Raw genomic sequence first — 17613 nt, 5'->3', positions numbered from 1 at the left:
AATTAAATGTGGAAGGAGTGAAGCGCCGCTACTTTTCAAGACGCATGCGGCTGGCAGCTGCTGGCCGATTTCTGCCTGTCGCGACCGGTTGAAACCGATATCGTCGCGACGATTCAGCCACAAAATTTTCAGCCTTTACGCAATGCGCCTCCTCTTTTGCGGTCTGTAACCCTGACTCCGCAAAAGGAAAGGCTTCATGTCGATACGCCCTCTGCTCTGCCTGCTTGTATTGCCGTTGTTCGCAGGCTGCCAGTTTTTGCCCCATACCAACTACTTTACCGCGCCCGAAAACGAGCCTAACCCTGCCTGGGTACGTATCGTCGACTACACGCAGCACGCCGAAATTTACCAATACGAAAACGGCAAACGTTCGGGCGGCGCCGTTCGCACCGGCCCCCTGCCGTTCACCCACACACAGGACGTGGGCATGCCAAAGGCAGGGCAAGACCTTACATGGGACTATTACGAAACGCAGATCCGACCCGGTATCGAAACGCAAGTGGATCTATTCTGGGAGGGGACACGCACTCGTTCCTGCTATGTCTCGACGAAGTTCACGCCCCAAGCCGGACGCTATTACCAGTTCAGGCTGACATCCGGCTCATCAGGCAACTGTAGCTTGTACGCATCACTGATCGAGCGCGACAAGGAAGGAAGCGGTTGGCATCTCACGCCAAACCCGCAGGTGACCTATAACGGCGATGGACCGACGGCCAAAACCCATTACGAGAACAGCCGCTTTGAGAACCCCAATTATCGTCCACCCGCGGATCTCTATCCGGGGATAGACGTTTACTAAACAGGTAAACGACTACAAGGAATCGTTGATTGGCTAGCGCAAAATACTTCCGAATGATCGGTGAGCGAGCCTCAGAGGATCTGTTTGCATGGTCGGCATTTGTCGTGCAAACAGAATTCCTATGGCAAGACACGGCGTCAGTCCAGGACGCCGTCGCTTGGCAGCGTGTTTGGTTCGAGCTGGAAATACTCAACGGGCTTGCATTGGCGCAATGGGAGGATGAGGGAAAACCTGATAACTGGTCGTGCCGCTGGAACACCGACTATCGACAAGAAGCGGCGGTCCTGGCGAATGAGTTGTTGGAGCTGCTGTGCGATGCAGTCTGTTCAAAACATGCCGAATAGAAACTCGGCTGCTCAATGAACCTTTGTCTTTGGGGACTTGTCATTACGAAAATGGGCATGACCCGGTATATCCGGCTAGACCTGTCGCAAGGTGAGTATATGGAAGACATAGATGATTTTAGATTTAGATGCCACGAGCTACTAGTTGAGCTTGATGCCGCCAACACCAAAATGATGATGGTGGTCTCGAAGAGAGTTTCAGGGCCTGATTGGGATGAGGAAGTCAAAAAGCATCATGAAGCATACAAGGCCTGGAACTCTTTTCTTAATCCCGTTACCGTCCCTCCAGACGATCAGCATTAGTTCTTATTAAGTGGCCAGAAGGTTCCCGAACAATGGGGCTGGGCACGACCAAGTGTTGTAAATGCTTCTATCGTATCGGGCCGGAATCAGTCTGGGGTATCGCCATTGCCAGCTTTGCGTCGAAAGCGGCTTTTAGTAAATGGCGGCTAATGGCCGGACGCCGTCATTGAACGGGCGTCGAGTGAAATACTTTAGCTGAGTGAATTATTGAAGGTTCGAATCTATCATTCACCGCCAAATTTAAGAAGCGCAAGTCACTAATTTTAATGGATAAAGTCTGTGATTTTTGGTTTTTGGTGTCCAAAAAATGGGTCCATGGGACCACCATGGGACCACCATGGGACTAGCGCGTCTTTTTGGTGCGATTTTTTCTAGCAACATGGGGGCACTCGTTTCTTTATGAACTTAGTGTTAGACCCACTACTCACTACAGGTGAGCGCAGATTCATATGCGTGTTTTTCCAGCCGTTTGAGACCGAGGGTAAGAAGCCATGTCTGTTGCCAGGACCAGTGTTCATCCCGCGAATGGCGTGTCGGCTCATTTACTCGACGGGATTGCGTACGCACCTACCTCACTTGAAGCACGGAGGCGTGAGATTCGCACGCATGACCTGATTTTAAGACTTCAACTAGATCAGACTATTTCCAATCTCGATGCAGACAATCTACGAATCTTGTTCAAAGTGGCGCTTGAGAAGCGACTTTTTGAAATTTTGAGCGAGTAAATAATTTAGGTTTTGCCTAGGTCGAGATAACGCGTGCTGTGTTCGAAGCTCTCCCTCACCGCCAATTTAAAACACGCAAATCCATGATTTTAATAGAGAAAATCTTGTATTTTTGGTTTTTCCATCTAAGAAATAGCCCCATTGGGCCACCATGGGACTGTCGCGCCATTTTGGTGCGAACTTGTGTCGATAGGCGAGCGTACTTGAGCCACGTTTGTACGTTGTAGCAATGAGTCGCCGAATGGCCCCTTTTTGCGATCGATAACGGGTTTCCGTCTCTGCAGTGGTGGCCTAAAATTCTTTAGTCATCTGAGAATTTTGTGGGGTTCATGTATGGACAAAATTGGGATGCGGCTCAAAGAAGAACGCACTCGGTTGAAGTACACACAGCAGAGGTTCGCAGCGATTGGCGGCGTGCTGTCGAATGCACAGTCTAAGTACGAGCGGGGGGAGCGAAGCCCGAGCGCCTTGTATTTGGCCCGGCTAGCTCAAATCGGAGTCGACGTGTTGTACGTTCTGACCGGTCAACGGTTACGTCGACCTGAGGAAAGTGATTTTGCAGTGGCACTAAACAGATTGCCGCTGCATGAGCGCAGGATAATTACGGAACTAGTGGACTGTATCGTCAGGCGCGTTTGACAAGACGTAGGTAGTATCTGACTAGCGTTTAAAAACTCTGAAGCTTTTCAAATATAGCTTGCAGCTCATCCCATGGCCTGCGTTGCTGTCCCTGGTATCAGCAGTTGGACGCGTGTAAAAACGGCTCGCTTCTTTCATGCTCAAGTTGTTGGGAGCGGCAACTCCTACAGGAAACGACACCTCCGGAAATTTGCCATCTGCTGTTCCAATTGATCAAGTCGCCTTGCGCGGCCATGAAAATCTCTACAAATGCGTTATTTTTGTAAAAGATACTGAGGTCTGGCATTTGTTCCGCAAAATTTTGGCTGATAGCCCGCGTCACAACTGTTTCTAATACGCCGCTTATGTTCAAAAGGCCCCCACACCAAGGCTTGATTGGGGGGGCTTTTTCGTTGGCTGCGGTAACCATGCTCCCCTATACTGGCGTACCAGTGCCCCGTGTACTGATTAGCGCATAACATCAGGGACTAGGGCATGCAAGCCAACAGCGTACTCGTGACTAACGATCAGCCAGGCTTACCAAACGCCAGGACCCAGAGCGCTTGGTATTTACGGTTGAACGCTCTACATGCTGCTGCAGACCAGACGGATGCTATACGTGACTACCATAACACCGTTGGCTACACGCAGGCCCTGCGGGATGCGGAACTGATTGCGAATGAAACAGAACTGGCCATGACATCTACTCTGGCGGAGGTGTGGATGGCTGTCGCGGATCGCTTGGGAGCCAATACGGTGGCGAAAAACGTATGAGCGGAGTGCTCTCTCTTAACGGCATCAGCCTGCCAGATTTGATTCGCACCAAGTTGGCCAATCACTTGGCACGCCTCGGGCGTGTTGCAGATTTGCGCGCTTTGGAACTGGCTCAGGAACGAGCCGAAGGCTTTGTGGAAGGTGTGCAAGCGTCGCGCACGCTGACCCCGTCCACCGTCGAGGCGCTATTTATTGCGGTAGATGTCGCCGCCGACTTGCGCCGTAAGGAGCTGGCACCGTGATCGGCGAGGCGATCCAATCGGACACGCTAAAGGCTCTAGCAAGCCAGTAGGCTATCCGGGAAGCCGTCGTCGGCCGTGTTGCCGGCCAAATCAGCAAGTGGACATTGTCTATCCGACTGGGCGGCCCAACTGCGAGCTTGGTACCGGTGCGCTCGCGGCGTGAGCCATTGCGCACCTGGGCAAGCCTGACGGCGGTGGGCCGCTTTGCCGAACGGTGGGTATCACTGGGTTCAGTGTAGAGCTGTGACCGGCGAAAGCTTTAGGGCCAACTGCAGTATCCCCACCACGTCTGGCCCATCCTCGTCGATCAACGTTCCATAGTGCTGGCGAATCATGTTCCCGTTGCTATACCCCATTTGTTCAGCGATCCAATCGATTGAGGCAATACCTGTGGCCAGCAACGCACTTGCGTGGGTTTCAGGATTGGAGAAGTCATCGCGAAGGTCCGCTTTTGACCGAATGCTGCGATGTGAGATGTCTCAGGAGTAGTGGGGCTATTTGGTGGTTTGTGTTCAGTCGGCAGGCCGCCGGGGAAGGGTTATGCAGTTTCGGCATGGGCTGAAATTTACCCGTTGGGACCAATCTTGGGACCAACGGGTGCATTTCGGTACTTTATCGTTGATTACTCATGACGACTTGGCCCAGTAAACACTGATCAGCAGTAATCATCAGAATGCGTTTCATACCGCATGGTGATGTTAGCTGTGGAGATCAATTACTTTACCTATCAATGGGTTGCGAGCATGGCAGCAGGCGCCGTCAGGCATGCATCAACAGCGACATCAAGGCGCGAAACCCGGTCGCTGAGCAAAAAAATGGGGATGTGTGTTGGAATTTGGCGCGCATTGTCGCATATGTGTGACGACAGTTGTATGGCAGAGGACGACGGGTATTAAGAACTTTCGGCGCCGGGCTCCTATTAATGCCTTTGCAGGTAACGTTCGAGTTAGGGGGCTCTGGAGTCCATGACGTCAGGAAAATAAAAGGCGTCTCAAGGCCCTGTGGCTTTCCCTTTTTCTGACGCTCTGCGTATTCACCGACGATTTTAAGGGGTGGCATGGCAGGGGCATTCCACAAAACCAAGCGGTCTGCACCCGTTTTAGTGCGCTCCACCACTTCCCCCCCAGGCGACGCCGCGACAGACGTGGGCCGTCTTCGTCTCTTTTTCAATCTCGTCCAAGGGCGGTTCGGGCTTATTCAACGACCGAGCTTGCGCTGGAGATCATCCAACTAAGCCCGGTCACCGCGCCGGGTTTTTTATTCGCGAACTTTGCGAGTTAGAACTGCGGCGGCGCCCGTGGTTTTACCCGGCTTTATTCCAACGGACCTTCGTAATACCCAGCTTGTCGGCAATTTTTAATATTGAGTCCCGAGACAGACCTATCGGTATCCAATATTCAGGGCCCTCACCAGCGTGTCTTGTGGCCATGCGAATCGCATCGCTTTCGCTGAACGCCGTTGCATTCGTATAGAAGTGCTCCGGCTTCCCATCGTGTAGATAATGAATTTTATAGGGTATTAAATTTTCCATTAGAGCCTCTTGGCCGAAGCCATACCCAAAAGGGTCAATCCTGGAAACTGGAATTCAGAGAGGTCTGTCGGGTGGTGATACCGAGAGATAGGGTGATGGCCGAACTGCGGACGCTGCGTTATCTGATCCGGTAAGCGTTGGACTAGTTAGCCTTCCGATCGTTCGGTCTATCAATTTCATGCAGACTTTTGAGGCTTTAGCCGTCACTAAGGTCCTTTCTTTTTCGACCCCACCACATCTTCCGCTCTGAGCAGGGAGTGATGCCTGAGCTGATTCAAAAACGCAAACTGTTATTGCCGTCGCAGCGCAGATACTTTAGATGCCCAAGAGGCGGGACAAACCGGGCAAGCAAGAAAATATAAAGCGCGTTGTCAGGTTTTTACTGAGGATTAATGTCTAGAGTTTTTAGTCTGATTCGCACACGATGGCGCTTAGGTAAGTTCAAGGATGTAGTACATGCGTAATACCTGGTTGCTCCTGTTTTCTTCGTCTATCGCCCTTGCTGGTTGTGGGGGGTTCCCTTCTGTTCCCTATGTCGATCCACCTCAGGCCGACAATACGGCTCGCGTTCGTGTGATCACCAATTCTAATGTGTTTGGCGATAGTGTGACGGGCAGCTGCGCCCCGGATACTCGCCACAAAATGGCTGAAGCTGGCCGCTTCTCAGAGGAAGGGCAGCCGAGCATTAACTACCCCCAGTACCCACTTAAGCCCGCCAGTCTTGGAATGCCGGGAAGGGTTTCACCCAAGCTTCAGCAGTACATCGGATCTGTTCGGATGGCCGAAGGCTTATACACCGAGATTGTGGCTGAGTACCGCGTTAAAACGGATGCACCCTTTCAGATCGCAACATTGGGTGCGTCCGCCGGCAGCTACGGCAGCACTTACGCTGTTTGCCCAGGCCAGGCGAAAGTATTCACTCTAGAGCCCGGGAAAGACTATGAGGCCCTGGTTGGACTCAGCAGCGCACCAAACGCGGATGGGAATGCGGTGCTTATGTGCATGTTTGGCGTAGTCGAGCTTACCTCTATCCCTAACCTGCCGTTTGCATTGCCAAAAAGGCTTGCAGGTACGGAGTCGCCGCAAACGCGTTGCAAGGATTAAGTAGCACGGCTCATATTTTTTACTGAGTTTTCATATCTGAGCCCAGCGCGACTGCTGGGCTTTTTCGTTTTTGGCTAAGAAGACATTTTGTTCAATCATGCCCCGCGGAGACGAGCGCATGGACTGTCTGCTGCGCCTGCTCGACAAGGCAATTGCCGATGCTGTGGACGGTTGCAAAGGCTTCCGGTCTGCCCCAACGCTTGCTCCATGCCCATGCACAGACCCATCAGATGGTAGGGGATTCTCCATGACCAAAAGCAACCCGACTGGGAGTCAATCGAACGTGCCTACCGGGCCGGGATTTGCTCTGTAGAGCGCTTCGCAAGCTCCACTGCAGCGGTGATGGCCGCTCTGGCTTGAGGGCTATTCTTCCAGCAAGTCGAGCCTAATGCCGCGGATGCTTGAGCCAGGATGTCACTAACATTTGATTTGCGGAGTTCGGCGAGCGATTCGATACCCATTTGCTCAAGCCGAGTAATGACGGTTGGTCCTACGCCTTTGAGCGCGAGCAAAGCGGCTCTTTCCTCCGGTGAAAACGGCATCGTAAATTCCTTTTTGGGCGATGAGTCCGCGCAAGTGTGCCTGACGCTACAGGGTGCCTCAACAGGCCGGTGACCTTTGGATGATCATGCCGAACGGACAGACGCCGCTGCTCAAGCGTTCGTTTGTTCACGGTGCCTGGGACTGCTGGCAGGTTCGTTCACTTAGACGGCCGCAGCGTGGCGACATGATCGTGATGCAGGTCGGGCACACGGTTCACCCTCATCATGCCGGGATTTACCTAGGCTCTCACCCAGCGCCACCCGGCGAAATTTCCATACCTTGAATTCGGATTAACTGAAGTGTCTATGCAGGTTGCCAATACCCGGCAAGCTTTGCGTCTGCCGGGCTTAAAGAGCGCTTAAGGCATCAACACTGAGTCCACAACATGGATTACGCCGTTGGACTGCATTACGTCTGCGATGGTGATACCAGCCTTACCGCCTTTGGCATCCACCACCCAAAGCTTGCCGTCATGCAGCTTGATATTCAGCGACTCACCTTGAACTGTTTTCAACACAACGGTGCCGCCGTTCTTTTTGGCTTCGGCCATCAGCTGTGCCGATGTGTGAGTGCCCGGCACGACGTGGTAGGTCAGAATTTTAGTTAGGTCGGCTTTGTGCTCAGGCTTGACCAGAGTATCGACGGTGCCCGCTGGCAGCTTTGCAAAGGCTTCGTTTGTGGGGGCGAACACGGTGAACGGACCTTTGCTATTGAGCGTATCAACCAGGCCGGCAGCTTTGACAGCGGCTACCAGTGTCGTGTGGTCCTTCGAGTTGACCGCGTTCTCAACGATGGTTTTGGTCGGGTACATAGCTGCACCTCCGACCATTACGGGGTCGGCACCAAAGCTGAACGTTGCAGTTACGGAGAGAATCGCGAAGCAGGCTGTTGCAGCAAGTTTTTTGAAAAAAGCGTGCATGATGTATCTCCTTGGCTCTTATGCCCTCCGGGTGAGGGTATTGAATCTACGAGCCAACGATCAAAGTGGATGCACCTCCTCATAAAATAACTTTTTAAGCGCAGTGCCTGCCTGTTCAAACCTGTCGGTTACTTTCACTGGAATGCCACCCACGCTGGATGCCTGGACAGGACGGTATGTTAGGGGTTCGACTCTGTTGTGAGGGATCACGCAATGAAGCGCAAGTTGCCATCCCTATTACTGGCAGACGCTGGAATGATCGTCTGCTCCGGTGTTTGGCTTGGAGCAGCGTTGGGGGAAAAGATAAAGGTCACTCCAATTGCGATATGCCCTAGGTATTTTTGGTACCCAAAGGACATGCTCATACGCCTGTCGAAATAGCTGGCGATTGATGCGTGTCAAATGCTTCTGCGGCACTGGGTACCTTCATAGTTCATAGCGTGAACTGTGCGATCACTTCGTCCGATGACATTACGTCGGCGTATTCATCATTGAGTATTGCCAGGGTCAGTTCATGAACGGTTGTCGCGTCCCAAGACTTTCCATTCGCCCCAACAACGGGCACGGCGGTCGTTGCATCTGACGGTAAGATGATGCTGTATCCGAGCGCTTTCCCTGCACGGACGGTGGCGTCCATACTGTTGTGAATAACAACGCCCGTCAGCACCAACCGTTTTACTTGCATCTGTGTGAGAGTGGCATCCAATTCGGTGCCAATAAAGGCGCAGTTTTCCTGTTTGATGATGACGGCTTCTCCCTGTATCGGGGCGACCTCTTTCTTGATGCCATTCCACGGGCCGTCGACGAAATAGCTGGATGTAGGAGTGCGCTCATCGTGCTTCACATGAATAACTGGCCAGCCGTTTGATCGCCAGTGGCCTAGAAGGCGCTGGATCACTGCCAAGTATTCAGGATTACTTTTTTCATCCCAGTTTGGTCTATCAATCGCATCTTGAACGTCCAGGATAACAAGCGGGATCGAGCCTGGTAGAGCTGTCATTTGAACCTACTCCTTCAAGTGAAAAGCGCGGACTTAGTGTGCTGGACCTGGCCTCCACCAGCAACGCATTACAGGAAAGATGTTCTGAGCGCCCTAGGCTTTACTGCGCGCGCTCAAGAAGCCCCGCGCTCTAGTCATTGTCATGATGCCAATTGGCTCAATTCCGCTTTTGAAACTCGCCGTGATAGCCTTTCTGGATGATTTGGAGGGATCCATGAGAAAAATTACCGTCGCGCTTTTGCTGATTGTTTTTGGATGTGGAATAGCCGGTTCTGGATGGAGCGCATATCAGGGCCGTGACAATGTGGCTAAAGCGTCATCATTAGTCGCCTCGCACCTACTTGCTTTTGACGCTGAGCCGGCATTAGACCTGTCTAGCTTCTTGGCGCGCGGTGAAGATGCCGAGAAGGCGCTAACAGCGGATTTGCTGGAGATGCAATCTGCCGACTGGTCGGGTGCCGAGACGAAAAAAGACGCGGCAATCGAGTTCACATCTCGCGCCATAAGCGTCATACGCACATACACGCGCTTTCGGATGTCCAACTTACAAGTGGGGTTGACTAAGCGACGTCTCTTAGCAGAAGAGGGCGCTTTAGCTCAAGAAACTGACCCGAGTCTCAGAGACCTGGCCTCTCATCGGCTGCAATCCTATAAAGACAAGTATGTGGAACAACTGCGTAATTTCAACCATTTGACGACTGCCATTGGTATGCACTGCGAGATGCTGCTAATTGCCAATGATGGGATTAAGGTGGTGTTCGGTGAGAGCATGGGGCTTGATGTTCCGACTCAGGAGTTCATGAAACAGCTTCTGTAGCCATGCCTTCATACCCGTTGAATCAATACGCTCTGCGGGTTAGAGAAGTGGCAGTAGTGGTACCGTCTATACAGCACCCTTGAGCCTGCCTAATGAATCGTCCAAGTCCACCTCACCACGTCGCCGCACCACCCGCCGCACCACGCACTGAAAATCCCGCCGCCCACCCATCTATTTGGCAGGGTGGTCCGGACTTACCGATCATTGGCAGCACGGGTTCGGCCATTTTGGGCTTTTGCGCTGCGGTGATTATGTTATTGCCTGCCTTCGGGCTGGCGATCTTGCTCGTTATCGGGCTCGGTGCGATGCAGGATGTGCCGTCCAGCGATGAGTCGAGTTTTACAACGTTGTCGCTCATCCTGTTCCTGCTCGGCTCTGTCGTGGTTATGGGATTGGTCTTCGCGTGGATTTTCTCTGAGCCTAGGGTGCAGGCCTTTACGTTCGACGAAAAACAGCAACTGCTTACCCTCACTGTCATCCGTCGCGCACGTAAACCCACCCAAGTGCGCGTGCTGTTTAGCGACATTATTTACATCTGCCCCTACGTAGTCGCTTCGTATGACCGCGATGGTCATTTCAGCGTTGTGTATCGGGGGCCGAAGGACAAGGTGTTCGAATACCAACTTGCTGAGGGTACTTCCCTGGAAGAGATGGAGTTTCATGCTGCCTGGCTGCGAGGAATAATTGGCGAGCGGATGCACGAACTACTGAATCTGGACAAATGAACGACTCATACGGTCCATAAGTGAGAGGCAGTTTCAGTTGCCCAAATCAGGAGTAAATAAGTGTTCTCAGGAAAAAGCGCAGCGTTGTGGGGGCTTCTATCCGCTGCCACTGCAGTCGAGGCAGCTACAGCAACTCACCCGATACGCGAAGAAAAGGTCGCCGTCAGCTTCATCGCTGCACTTGAGATATGCGACGAGCGAAATCCCGAGCGTGGCTTGACCCTAGAAGGACTGGTCAGTGATCCCACCTTCAGCGAAGAGAGAAAGTCCGAGTTCCGGAGGGTCAACGCTGATCCTTCATACAAAGCGGCAGTCTCGGAAATGAAGTCCTTTCTGCTCCAACCTCCACTTGCGGATGTCCTGCGTGATATTTGTGAAAACCTGAGGAAGACGAGTCCGGACGGCTATCGGTAATCAGTGCGTACGCAGTTGGTAGCTAAAAGGCCCGCACACGATGCCTGTATTTTTTCGCCATTCGTCTAATGCTTGGCACTTGCCAGGATCTGCCGCCTCACATCTTTAAGCGCGGATATCCCGAGCGTAAGAACGGAGAGCCAGCATGGACATCAATGAGAACGCCCCCGGCAATCTTTCACAGCAGGCCGTAACACGTGGCACAGACAACGAGACAGGCCACGACCCGAGAAATGATGAGGACAATATCCCTCTGCCGCCGGACGATGATGCACCTCTAGAAGAGGACATGTCCGATGTCGATGCTGCCGATTCGGTCGCCAGCGAACATCCCGACAACTGAGTATGTGTAGAGAAAGGAACCCGGCCATGTGCCGGGTTTTCTGTGTCGCTTCTATCATGCAGCAGGCGCATGGGGCGCATAGAGCGGTTTCTCCAACGTCTCCGGCATCGCCACCCACAACAGCACCAACGCAGCGCCCGCCACGCCCGCCAGGGTTAAGAAGGCCGCATTGTAGCCCGCCTGTTGCACCACGAACCCCGCCAGGCTGTTGCTCAGTGCCGCGCCCAAGCCAAACACGGTGGACAGCGCACCCAGGCTGACATTGAAACGCCCGGTACCCTGGGTCAGGTCTTTGACGATCACCGGGAACAGCGCGCCGAAGATCCCTGCACCGATGCCGTCGAGCATTTGCACGGCCACCAGCCAATAGGGATCGCTGGACACGGTGTAGAGCACGCCACGCAGCGGCAGAATCATGAAACCGAATATCAGCAGCGGCTTGCGTCCCCACACGTCAGCCTTGACCCCTACCAGCCAGGCCATCGGTACCATCACCAATTGCGCGGCGACGATACAGGCCGAGGTCAGCGGGGTGGCCATCTGCAGGTTGATCTGGGACAGCTTCTGGCTGACCAACGGCAGCATGGCGGCGTTGGCCAGGTGGAACAAGGCGCAGCAAATGGCAAACAGCAGCAGCGGACGGTTGGCCAGTAATACCTTCAGGCCCGACGGCTGTTCATGATCGGTGGCGTGGGCAGGGTCGAAGCCGCGGGCCACTTCATGGTCGATGGCCTTGGCTGACACGCAACTGACCGCGACCACACTGGCCACCGCCATAAACGCCATCAGGTAGAACACCACCACCGGTCCGAACAGGTAGGCCAATCCACCGGCGAGCAGCGCGGCCACGGCGTTGCCGGCGTGATTGAAGGTTTCATTGCGCCCGGTGCGGCGGGTAAATGCCCGCGGGCCGGTGATCCCCAGGGAAATAGCGGAAATCGCCGGGGCGAACACGGACGCGGCGACGGCGCTGGCAGCTTGAGTCAACGCCACCAGGCTGAAGGAGCTGACGAAGGGCAGCACCAGGCAGCTGGCGGTCACCAGGATGGCGGCAAGCGCAACCACGGCGCGTTTGCTGCGCGTGCGGTCGATCAGTGCGCCCGCCGGGCCCTGGGTGAGCAGCGCGGCGATGCCCGCCAGGGTCATGACCACGCCGATGCTGGCCGGGTCCCACTTGTGCACGGCCAGCAGGTAGATGGCCAGGTACGGGCCGAGGCCGTCGCGCACATCCGCCAGAAAGAAGTTCAGGCTGTCCAGGGACAAGGCATTTCGCAGGTCGGAGTGATTGGCCACGATGACGGCTTCGCAGAGGGGGCGTTCAACGGCTGAACACTCATTGCGTTAATGACCTGCGCGGTGAGCGTTAAGTTTCCGCAGTTGCCTGGAGTTTCAATACGCCGGCATGTGGCTTATCTTCGGTGCCCCGCCGTAAGACTTATCTGGAGACGCAATGGACATGCCCTCAGCCCAACAGGCAATTGCCAGCAACAAGGACGCCTGGGACCAATCTGCCGGCCTGCATAAAACCACCGACACCTGGAGCGCATTGCTGACCGGTGTTGGTAACGCCGATTTTTCCTGCCTGGACCCAACCATTACAGGGGTTCTGCAGGACCTGGGTGTCGCCGGCAAGGACGTGGTGCAACTGGGCTGCAACAACGGTCGAGAAAGCCTGTCGCTGTTCGCCCTCGGCGCACGCTCGGTGGTGGGGGTAGACCAGTCCGCCGCGTTTCTCCGGCAAGCGCGTGAGCTTGCCGATGTGTCGCCTCATGCTCCTGAATTTATCGAAAGCGATATCCACCAGTTGCCGCAGCGGTTACACGAGCGCTTTGATATCGCCCTGGTCACCATCGGCGTGCTCGGCTGGATGCCGGATGTGGCGTTGTTCATGCGCCATGTCGCCAGCACGCTGAAGCCCGGCGGTTCGCTGGTGATGTACGAAACCCATCCGTTCCTGGAAGTGTTCGACCCCAGGGCGCAGAACCCGCTGCTACCTGCCAGCTCGTACTTTCAGCGTGAACCCTTTGTGCTGCAGGAGTCGATTGTCTATGAAGGTCAGGGTGAGGTAGTCGGACCGACTTCCTATTGGTACGTGCACACGTTGGGCGATGTGGTGAGCGCCGCGATTTGCGCAGACCTGCAGATCAGTCACTTGCAGGAATACGCGCATTCCAATCGTGAAGAACTCTACGATCAGTACGAGCACCAAGCGGCGCAATTGCCGCTGTGCTTTACCTTGACCGCCACTAAAAGGCCTGCCTGATACGGTTTGTCCACGCAAAAAAAAGCCCGCTTAAAGAGGCGGGCCAAGGGATTCACTGGAGTAGGTAGGCTTTACCCTATCGCGCCGAAAGTGAAGGCTGTGTGAAAAGCATGTCGCAGGTTCGGACGGCGTATTGATCAAGCGCGCCGCACGAAGCTGCGCATGGTCTGACCGGGGCCGGTGCTGAAGACGGTGGGCCTGGGCATCCCTTCATCGGCCGCGATAAATACAAATTCGTCGCCATCAAGGCGGTAGCTGGCAGGCAACGGCTTGCCGGCGTCATCGCCCATGGAATCGACCCACGTAATGCTTTTTGGTGTAGTGCTGCTGTCCAGGGAGAATCGGCCGGCCAGCAACAGGTCGCCCTGCACGGTTTTCACTTCGAAGCGGTCGCCAGAAATGGTGGTGATGGCACCGGGAGCAGTGTGAGCGTCTACCGGGTTCAGGACACCGTTGTCCTCAAGTGACGTTTGCTCCCAGGCGCCCTGAAGGGCCTGATGATCCGGATCTAAAGTGGGCGACATAACCATTCCTTGTAGTTGTGCAGGTGCGAACCCTGCCTAAGTAGACAGCTTTTCGCAATTCTTAGTTAACTTTTCGTTACAGAATATGGCTAAATAACTGCCAATGGCCATGTAACCGCTTGTCATCAAGCCGCTCATGTTGCCTGTCTGTGAATTGTGATTTCAGGTGCTGCTATTCATCCTCGGCCGTCGTGGGCACGCAGGAGCAGCCTGTTCTCTACTGACGTGTGACGAAATCCCTTGAAGCTCATCATTGTTGTTCTCTATGTCGCCTCCATTGCGTATGTACACCTGCGTGGCCGGGTGCGACACAAGCTGGGTCGCCAGCTCAGTGACCATTCAACCTTCCTGGCACCCATCAACTGTTTTCTATACCTGTTCTCCAAACTCCCCGGTCGACCGTTTCTCTCGCCCAGCGACTTCCCTGACCTAAGCCCGTTGCAGGAGCATTGGGAAGAGATTCGCCAGGAGGGCCAGAACCTCATGAGGGCAGGGGCGATCAAGCGCTCCGACCAGTACAACGACGTGGGCTTCAACTCGTTTTTCAAGTCGGGCTGGAAGCGTTTCTACCTCAAGTGGTACGGCGACAGCCATCCTTCCGCAATGAAGCTGTGCCCGCGCACCACCGAGCTGGTGCAGAGCATCGGCTCGATCAAGGCCGCGATGTTCGCCGAGCTGCCGCCGGGTTCCAAACTGGTACGCCATCGCGATCCCTACGCCGGCTCTTACCGCTATCACTTGGGCCTGGATACCCCGAATGATCCTGGCTGCTACATCAACGTGGACGGTGAGAGCTACTACTGGCGTGACGGTGAACCGGTGATGTTCGACGAGACCTATATTCACTACGCCGAAAACACCACGCAGCAGAACCGCATCATCCTGTTCTGCGATGTCGAGCGGCCGATGAAATACCGCTGGGCTGCGGCGTTCAATCGCTGGTTCAGCCGCACAGTGATGGCGGCGGCGGGTTCGCCCAACGACGCTGGCGACAAGACCGGCGGACTGAACCGCGCGTTTACGCGGCTGTACAAGATCCGTCTGCGCGGCAAAGAGCTGAAGAAACGCAACCGCACCCGTTACTACCTGGAAAAATGGGCGATTTTCGCGGCCTTGGCGCTGGTCTTCGTGCTCATCTAACGCTCGGCCAGGGCGTCCTCACTGCGGTGGCTGGGCGCCCAGTTTGTCCCACATTTTCTTGCTGATCTTCTGCCGATGGGCATAACCCGCCCACGGATCCTCCTTCAGTCCCTGTAAGCGTTGGTGCAGATTGGCCACCGTCCACTGCTGCGCGCCACGCAACCCCTGCAATTCCTTACGACTGACCGGCACCGACACCGGCAGCCCTGGCCGAGCCCGTACCGAGTAGGCGGCCACGGTGCTCGCGCCCCGTGCATTGCGCAGGTAATCGATAAAGATCTTGCCCACACGGTTTTTCGGCCCGGAGGTGGCGGTAAAGCGTTCCGTCAGTTGCGCGGTCATAAACTGGGCAATGGCTTTGGCGAAGGCTTTTACCGGCTCCCAACCGTCCCGTCGTGCCAGCGGCACTACCAAGTGCAGGCCTTTGCCGCCGCTGGTTTTGACGAACGCATCGAGGCCCAGTTCGTCCAGTACCGACAAGGTGAGTTGTGCCGCTTCCAGCATGCTTTTCCAGGGCAGCGCGGGATCCGGGTCGAGGTCCAGCACAAACAGGTCAGGGGTTTCGATCTTGTCTGAGGTGGCGCCCCAGGTATGAAATTCGACGGTGCCCATTTGCACAGCGCCGACTAGTGCCTGGACGCTGTCGATCTCCATCAGCCGCGCGTGGCCTGGGTCCAGCGCGGCGTCCAATTGCTTGATATGGGGAATCGCCAGGCGTTCCGAGTGCTTCTGAAAGAACTGCTCGCCCTCGATGCCTTCCGGAGCCCTGAGCAAGGACACCGGGCGATGGCGCAGAAAGGGCAGGACCCATTCGCTGATACTTTCGTAGAACTGCGCTAATTGCTGCTTTTGCGTGCCGCTTAGTGGATCGATCACTCGCTCAGGGTGGGTGATCTTCAACACGGTCTTGGCTTGCGGGGCTTTCATGGATTCAGCCACCTGCGGCTGTTCGTGCACGATCTGCGCGGCCGGTTTATCGCTGCGCAGGCCCATAAAAGTGGCGTGGCGCACCACACCGTCACGGGTCCACTGGGCAAACTGTACTTCGCCCACCAGCGTCGGCTCCACCCACTGCACGCCTCGCGCCTGGGCACTGGTCAGGGGTTTGTGCAAAGGCGAGGTTTTGCGCGCCCGCGCTTTGAGCTGCGTGTAGATAGCCTCCAACGACGCTTGATCAAAACCGGTGCCGACGCGACCGGCGTACCTCAACCCGCTGTCGTCATTCACCGCCAGCAGCAATGCGCCAAAACCGCTGCGCGAACCCTGGGGACGGGTATGTCCGACAATCACAAACTCCTGGCGCAAACGGCATTTGAGCTTGATCCAGTCAGTGCTGCGAGCGGACGTGTAGGGGCTGCCCATGCGTTTGCCGATTACGCCTTCCAGGGCCAGGTTGCAGGCGCTCTGTAAAATGTCCTGATGATGGGCGGTGAAGGCTTCAGAAAACCGCAGTAACTTACTTTTGCTTCCAGACAGCGCGGCCTTGAGCATGGCCCGGCGATCTTCTACGGGGGCCTGGCGCTGATCTGCGCCATCCAGAAACGGCGCATCGAACAGGTAATAGACGAGGTCCAGGCTACGGCCGCTGTCAAAGGCATTTTGCAGGGCCTGGAAGTCCGGTAAACCTTCAGGGTTGAGGCTGACCACTTCGCCATCCAGCCAACTGTCCTTGAGCTTGAGCGCGTGCAGGGCTTTGACCTGCCGCGGCAGGCGCTCGGTCCAGTCATGGCCGTTACGGGTAAACAGGCGGACTTCGCCCTCGCGAATCCGCGCCAGCATGCGGTAGCCATCAAACTTGATTTCATACTGCCAGTCCCCGTCGGGCGCGCGGTCTACCAGGGTTGCCAGTTGCGGTGTGAATTGCTCGGGCAGTGCAGCGGCTGCTTTCTTGGCTTTCGGCTGGGTCTTGGTGGGGGCGATGGAGGCATCACTGAGCACGCTTTTAGGCTCAGCCTGCACGATGTCGTAGTCGGCGGCAGGGCGCGCCTGTGGGTCTTGCTCTTTGATCAGCAGCCACTGTTCCTTGTCACCGCTGCCTTTCAAGCGAGTGCGCACCAGCGCCCAATCGCCCGAGAGTTTTTCACCTACCAGCGTGAATTTGAGTTTGCCGGCAGCGTAAGCCTTGTGTGGGTCATCATGGGGTTGCCAGACCCCACGGTCCCAGACAATCACATCACCGGCGCCGTATTGACCGGCCGGGATGCTGCCTTCGAAACTGCCGTAGCCCAGCGGGTGGTCTTCCACGTGAACCGCCAAGCGCTTCTGGCTGGGGTCGAGGCTTGGGCCCTTGGGCACGGCCCAGCTTTTGAGCACGCCATCGAGTTCCAGGCGAAAGTCATAGTGCAGGTTGCGTGCGTCGTGCTTCTGGATCACGAACGACAGTGCCGACGTCTTTCGTTTGCCCGTGGTCGCCTTGCCGGAAGGTTCTGCGGTGATCTCGAAATCGCGCTTGCGATTGTATTCACTCAGCGGCTTTGCCATGGCG

At 55.4% G+C, this 17613-nt stretch carries 21 protein-coding genes and 3 pseudogenes; 16 read left to right on the top strand and 8 right to left on the bottom strand.

What is annotated here, in order from left to right; all coding sequences use genetic code 11:
• Positions 1–196: 196 nt before the first annotated feature.
• From ACKZ62_RS15710 to ACKZ62_RS15675, 8 genes and pseudogenes are all read left to right on the top strand, one after another.
• Positions 197–799, top strand: coding sequence for a hypothetical protein (locus ACKZ62_RS15710; protein ID WP_099602351.1), 603 nt, complete (start codon positions 197–199; stop codon positions 797–799).
• Between the two features lie 29 nt (positions 800–828).
• A complete protein-coding gene (locus ACKZ62_RS15705; protein ID WP_371919444.1) occupies positions 829–1143 on the top strand; it encodes a hypothetical protein in 315 nt (104 codons plus the stop codon).
• Between the two features lie 99 nt (positions 1144–1242).
• Positions 1243–1446: a hypothetical protein gene (locus ACKZ62_RS15700; protein WP_241150260.1), complete on the top strand. Its 204-nt coding sequence runs from the start codon at positions 1243–1245 to the stop codon at positions 1444–1446.
• A gap of 1058 nt (positions 1447–2504) precedes the next feature.
• Positions 2505–2810, top strand: coding sequence for a helix-turn-helix domain-containing protein (locus ACKZ62_RS15695; protein WP_122753198.1), 306 nt, complete (start codon positions 2505–2507; stop codon positions 2808–2810).
• Positions 2811–2946: 136 nt separating this feature from the next.
• The gene (locus ACKZ62_RS15690; RefSeq protein WP_143521221.1) at positions 2947–3144 is read left to right on the top strand and encodes a hypothetical protein; all 198 of its coding nucleotides are present in this window, start codon (positions 2947–2949) and stop codon (positions 3142–3144) included.
• A 140-nt stretch (positions 3145–3284) separates the two neighbouring features.
• Positions 3285–3563 (top strand): hypothetical protein, encoded by a 279-nt coding sequence (locus tag ACKZ62_RS15685; protein WP_099602355.1) that lies wholly within the window; start codon positions 3285–3287, stop codon positions 3561–3563.
• Positions 3560–3805, top strand: coding sequence for a hypothetical protein (locus ACKZ62_RS15680; protein ID WP_099602356.1), 246 nt, complete (start codon positions 3560–3562; stop codon positions 3803–3805). The genes ACKZ62_RS15685 and ACKZ62_RS15680 overlap by 4 nt, the downstream gene beginning before the upstream one ends.
• A 53-nt stretch (positions 3806–3858) precedes the next feature.
• A pseudogene (locus ACKZ62_RS15675) lies at positions 3859–4052 on the top strand (hypothetical protein).
• On the opposite strand, the pseudogene ACKZ62_RS15670 reads toward ACKZ62_RS15675, so the two are convergent.
• Together ACKZ62_RS15670 and ACKZ62_RS15665 are read right to left on the bottom strand one after the other, a co-directional pair.
• A pseudogene (locus tag ACKZ62_RS15670) lies at positions 4036–4221 on the bottom strand (site-specific integrase); the annotation flags it as partial. The pseudogenes ACKZ62_RS15675 and ACKZ62_RS15670 sit on opposite strands and share 17 nt — an antisense overlap.
• 887 nt (positions 4222–5108) lie before the next feature.
• Positions 5109–5336 carry a DUF6555 family protein gene (locus ACKZ62_RS15665; protein WP_032891251.1) on the bottom strand — a complete coding sequence of 76 codons (228 nt, stop codon included), beginning with the start codon at positions 5334–5336 and terminating at the stop codon, positions 5109–5111.
• A 456-nt stretch (positions 5337–5792) separates the two neighbouring features.
• On the opposite strand from ACKZ62_RS15665, the gene ACKZ62_RS15660 reads away from it, so the two are divergent.
• Complete coding sequence (locus ACKZ62_RS15660; protein WP_095184900.1) at positions 5793–6440, top strand: hypothetical protein; 648 nt, start codon at positions 5793–5795, stop codon at positions 6438–6440.
• Positions 6441–6727: 287 nt separating this feature from the next.
• On the opposite strand, the gene ACKZ62_RS15655 is transcribed toward ACKZ62_RS15660, so the two are convergent.
• The gene (locus ACKZ62_RS15655; RefSeq protein ID WP_032891253.1) at positions 6728–6982 is read right to left on the bottom strand and encodes a Pathogenicity locus; all 255 of its coding nucleotides are present in this window, start codon (positions 6980–6982) and stop codon (positions 6728–6730) included.
• 68 nt (positions 6983–7050) lie between these two features.
• Here ACKZ62_RS15655 and ACKZ62_RS15650 point away from each other — a divergent pair.
• A pseudogene (locus ACKZ62_RS15650) lies at positions 7051–7251 on the top strand (phage tail protein); the annotation flags it as partial.
• A gap of 90 nt (positions 7252–7341) precedes the next feature.
• Here ACKZ62_RS15650 and ACKZ62_RS15645 read toward each other — a convergent pair.
• Positions 7342–7902, bottom strand: a complete 561-nt coding sequence (locus ACKZ62_RS15645; protein ID WP_122681587.1) for a fasciclin domain-containing protein — start codon at positions 7900–7902, stop codon at positions 7342–7344.
• 433 nt (positions 7903–8335) lie between these two features.
• Positions 8336–8902 carry an isochorismatase family protein gene (locus tag ACKZ62_RS15640; RefSeq protein ID WP_099602360.1) on the bottom strand — a complete coding sequence of 189 codons (567 nt, stop codon included), beginning with the start codon at positions 8900–8902 and terminating at the stop codon, positions 8336–8338.
• A gap of 214 nt (positions 8903–9116) precedes the next feature.
• On the opposite strand from ACKZ62_RS15640, the gene ACKZ62_RS15635 reads away from it, so the two are divergent.
• The 4 genes from ACKZ62_RS15635 (at position 9117) to ACKZ62_RS15620 (ending at position 11201) form a co-directional block, all read left to right on the top strand.
• Positions 9117–9719 (top strand): hypothetical protein, encoded by a 603-nt coding sequence (locus ACKZ62_RS15635; RefSeq protein ID WP_164440546.1) that lies wholly within the window; start codon positions 9117–9119, stop codon positions 9717–9719.
• Between the two features lie 92 nt (positions 9720–9811).
• A complete protein-coding gene (locus tag ACKZ62_RS15630) occupies positions 9812–10444 on the top strand; it encodes a hypothetical protein (RefSeq protein ID WP_447095501.1) in 633 nt (210 codons plus the stop codon).
• A 60-nt stretch (positions 10445–10504) separates the two neighbouring features.
• On the top strand, positions 10505–10858 hold the full coding sequence (locus ACKZ62_RS15625) for a hypothetical protein (RefSeq protein ID WP_032891258.1): 354 nt from the start codon (positions 10505–10507) through the stop codon (positions 10856–10858).
• A gap of 145 nt (positions 10859–11003) precedes the next feature.
• The gene (locus ACKZ62_RS15620; protein ID WP_095184895.1) at positions 11004–11201 is read left to right on the top strand and encodes a hypothetical protein; all 198 of its coding nucleotides are present in this window, start codon (positions 11004–11006) and stop codon (positions 11199–11201) included.
• A gap of 54 nt (positions 11202–11255) precedes the next feature.
• Here the strand turns inward: ACKZ62_RS15620 and ACKZ62_RS15615 are convergent, their stop codons facing one another.
• The gene (locus ACKZ62_RS15615; RefSeq protein ID WP_099602364.1) at positions 11256–12494 is read right to left on the bottom strand and encodes an MFS transporter; all 1239 of its coding nucleotides are present in this window, start codon (positions 12492–12494) and stop codon (positions 11256–11258) included.
• A 157-nt stretch (positions 12495–12651) separates the two neighbouring features.
• Between ACKZ62_RS15615 and ACKZ62_RS15610 the strand changes: the two genes are divergently transcribed.
• On the top strand, positions 12652–13464 hold the full coding sequence (locus ACKZ62_RS15610) for a class I SAM-dependent methyltransferase (RefSeq protein WP_032891262.1): 813 nt from the start codon (positions 12652–12654) through the stop codon (positions 13462–13464).
• A gap of 137 nt (positions 13465–13601) precedes the next feature.
• Here ACKZ62_RS15610 and ACKZ62_RS15605 read toward each other — a convergent pair whose 3' ends face one another.
• Positions 13602–13988 (bottom strand): TIGR03067 domain-containing protein, encoded by a 387-nt coding sequence (locus ACKZ62_RS15605; RefSeq protein WP_032891263.1) that lies wholly within the window; start codon positions 13986–13988, stop codon positions 13602–13604.
• A 240-nt stretch (positions 13989–14228) separates the two neighbouring features.
• On the opposite strand from ACKZ62_RS15605, the gene lpxO reads away from it, so the two are divergent.
• Positions 14229–15128: a lipid A hydroxylase LpxO gene (gene lpxO, locus ACKZ62_RS15600; RefSeq protein WP_447095500.1), complete on the top strand. Its 900-nt coding sequence runs from the start codon at positions 14229–14231 to the stop codon at positions 15126–15128.
• An 18-nt stretch (positions 15129–15146) separates the two neighbouring features.
• Here lpxO and ligD read toward each other — a convergent pair whose 3' ends face one another.
• Positions 15147–17609: a DNA ligase D gene (gene ligD, locus ACKZ62_RS15595; RefSeq protein ID WP_447095499.1), complete on the bottom strand. Its 2463-nt coding sequence runs from the start codon at positions 17607–17609 to the stop codon at positions 15147–15149.
• Positions 17610–17613: the final 4 nt, after the last annotated feature.

The sequence above is a fragment of the Pseudomonas sivasensis genome, assembly GCF_052938085.1.
The sequence above is the reverse complement of the archived record's forward strand: the minus strand, read 5'-3'. Positions and strand labels throughout refer to the sequence as shown.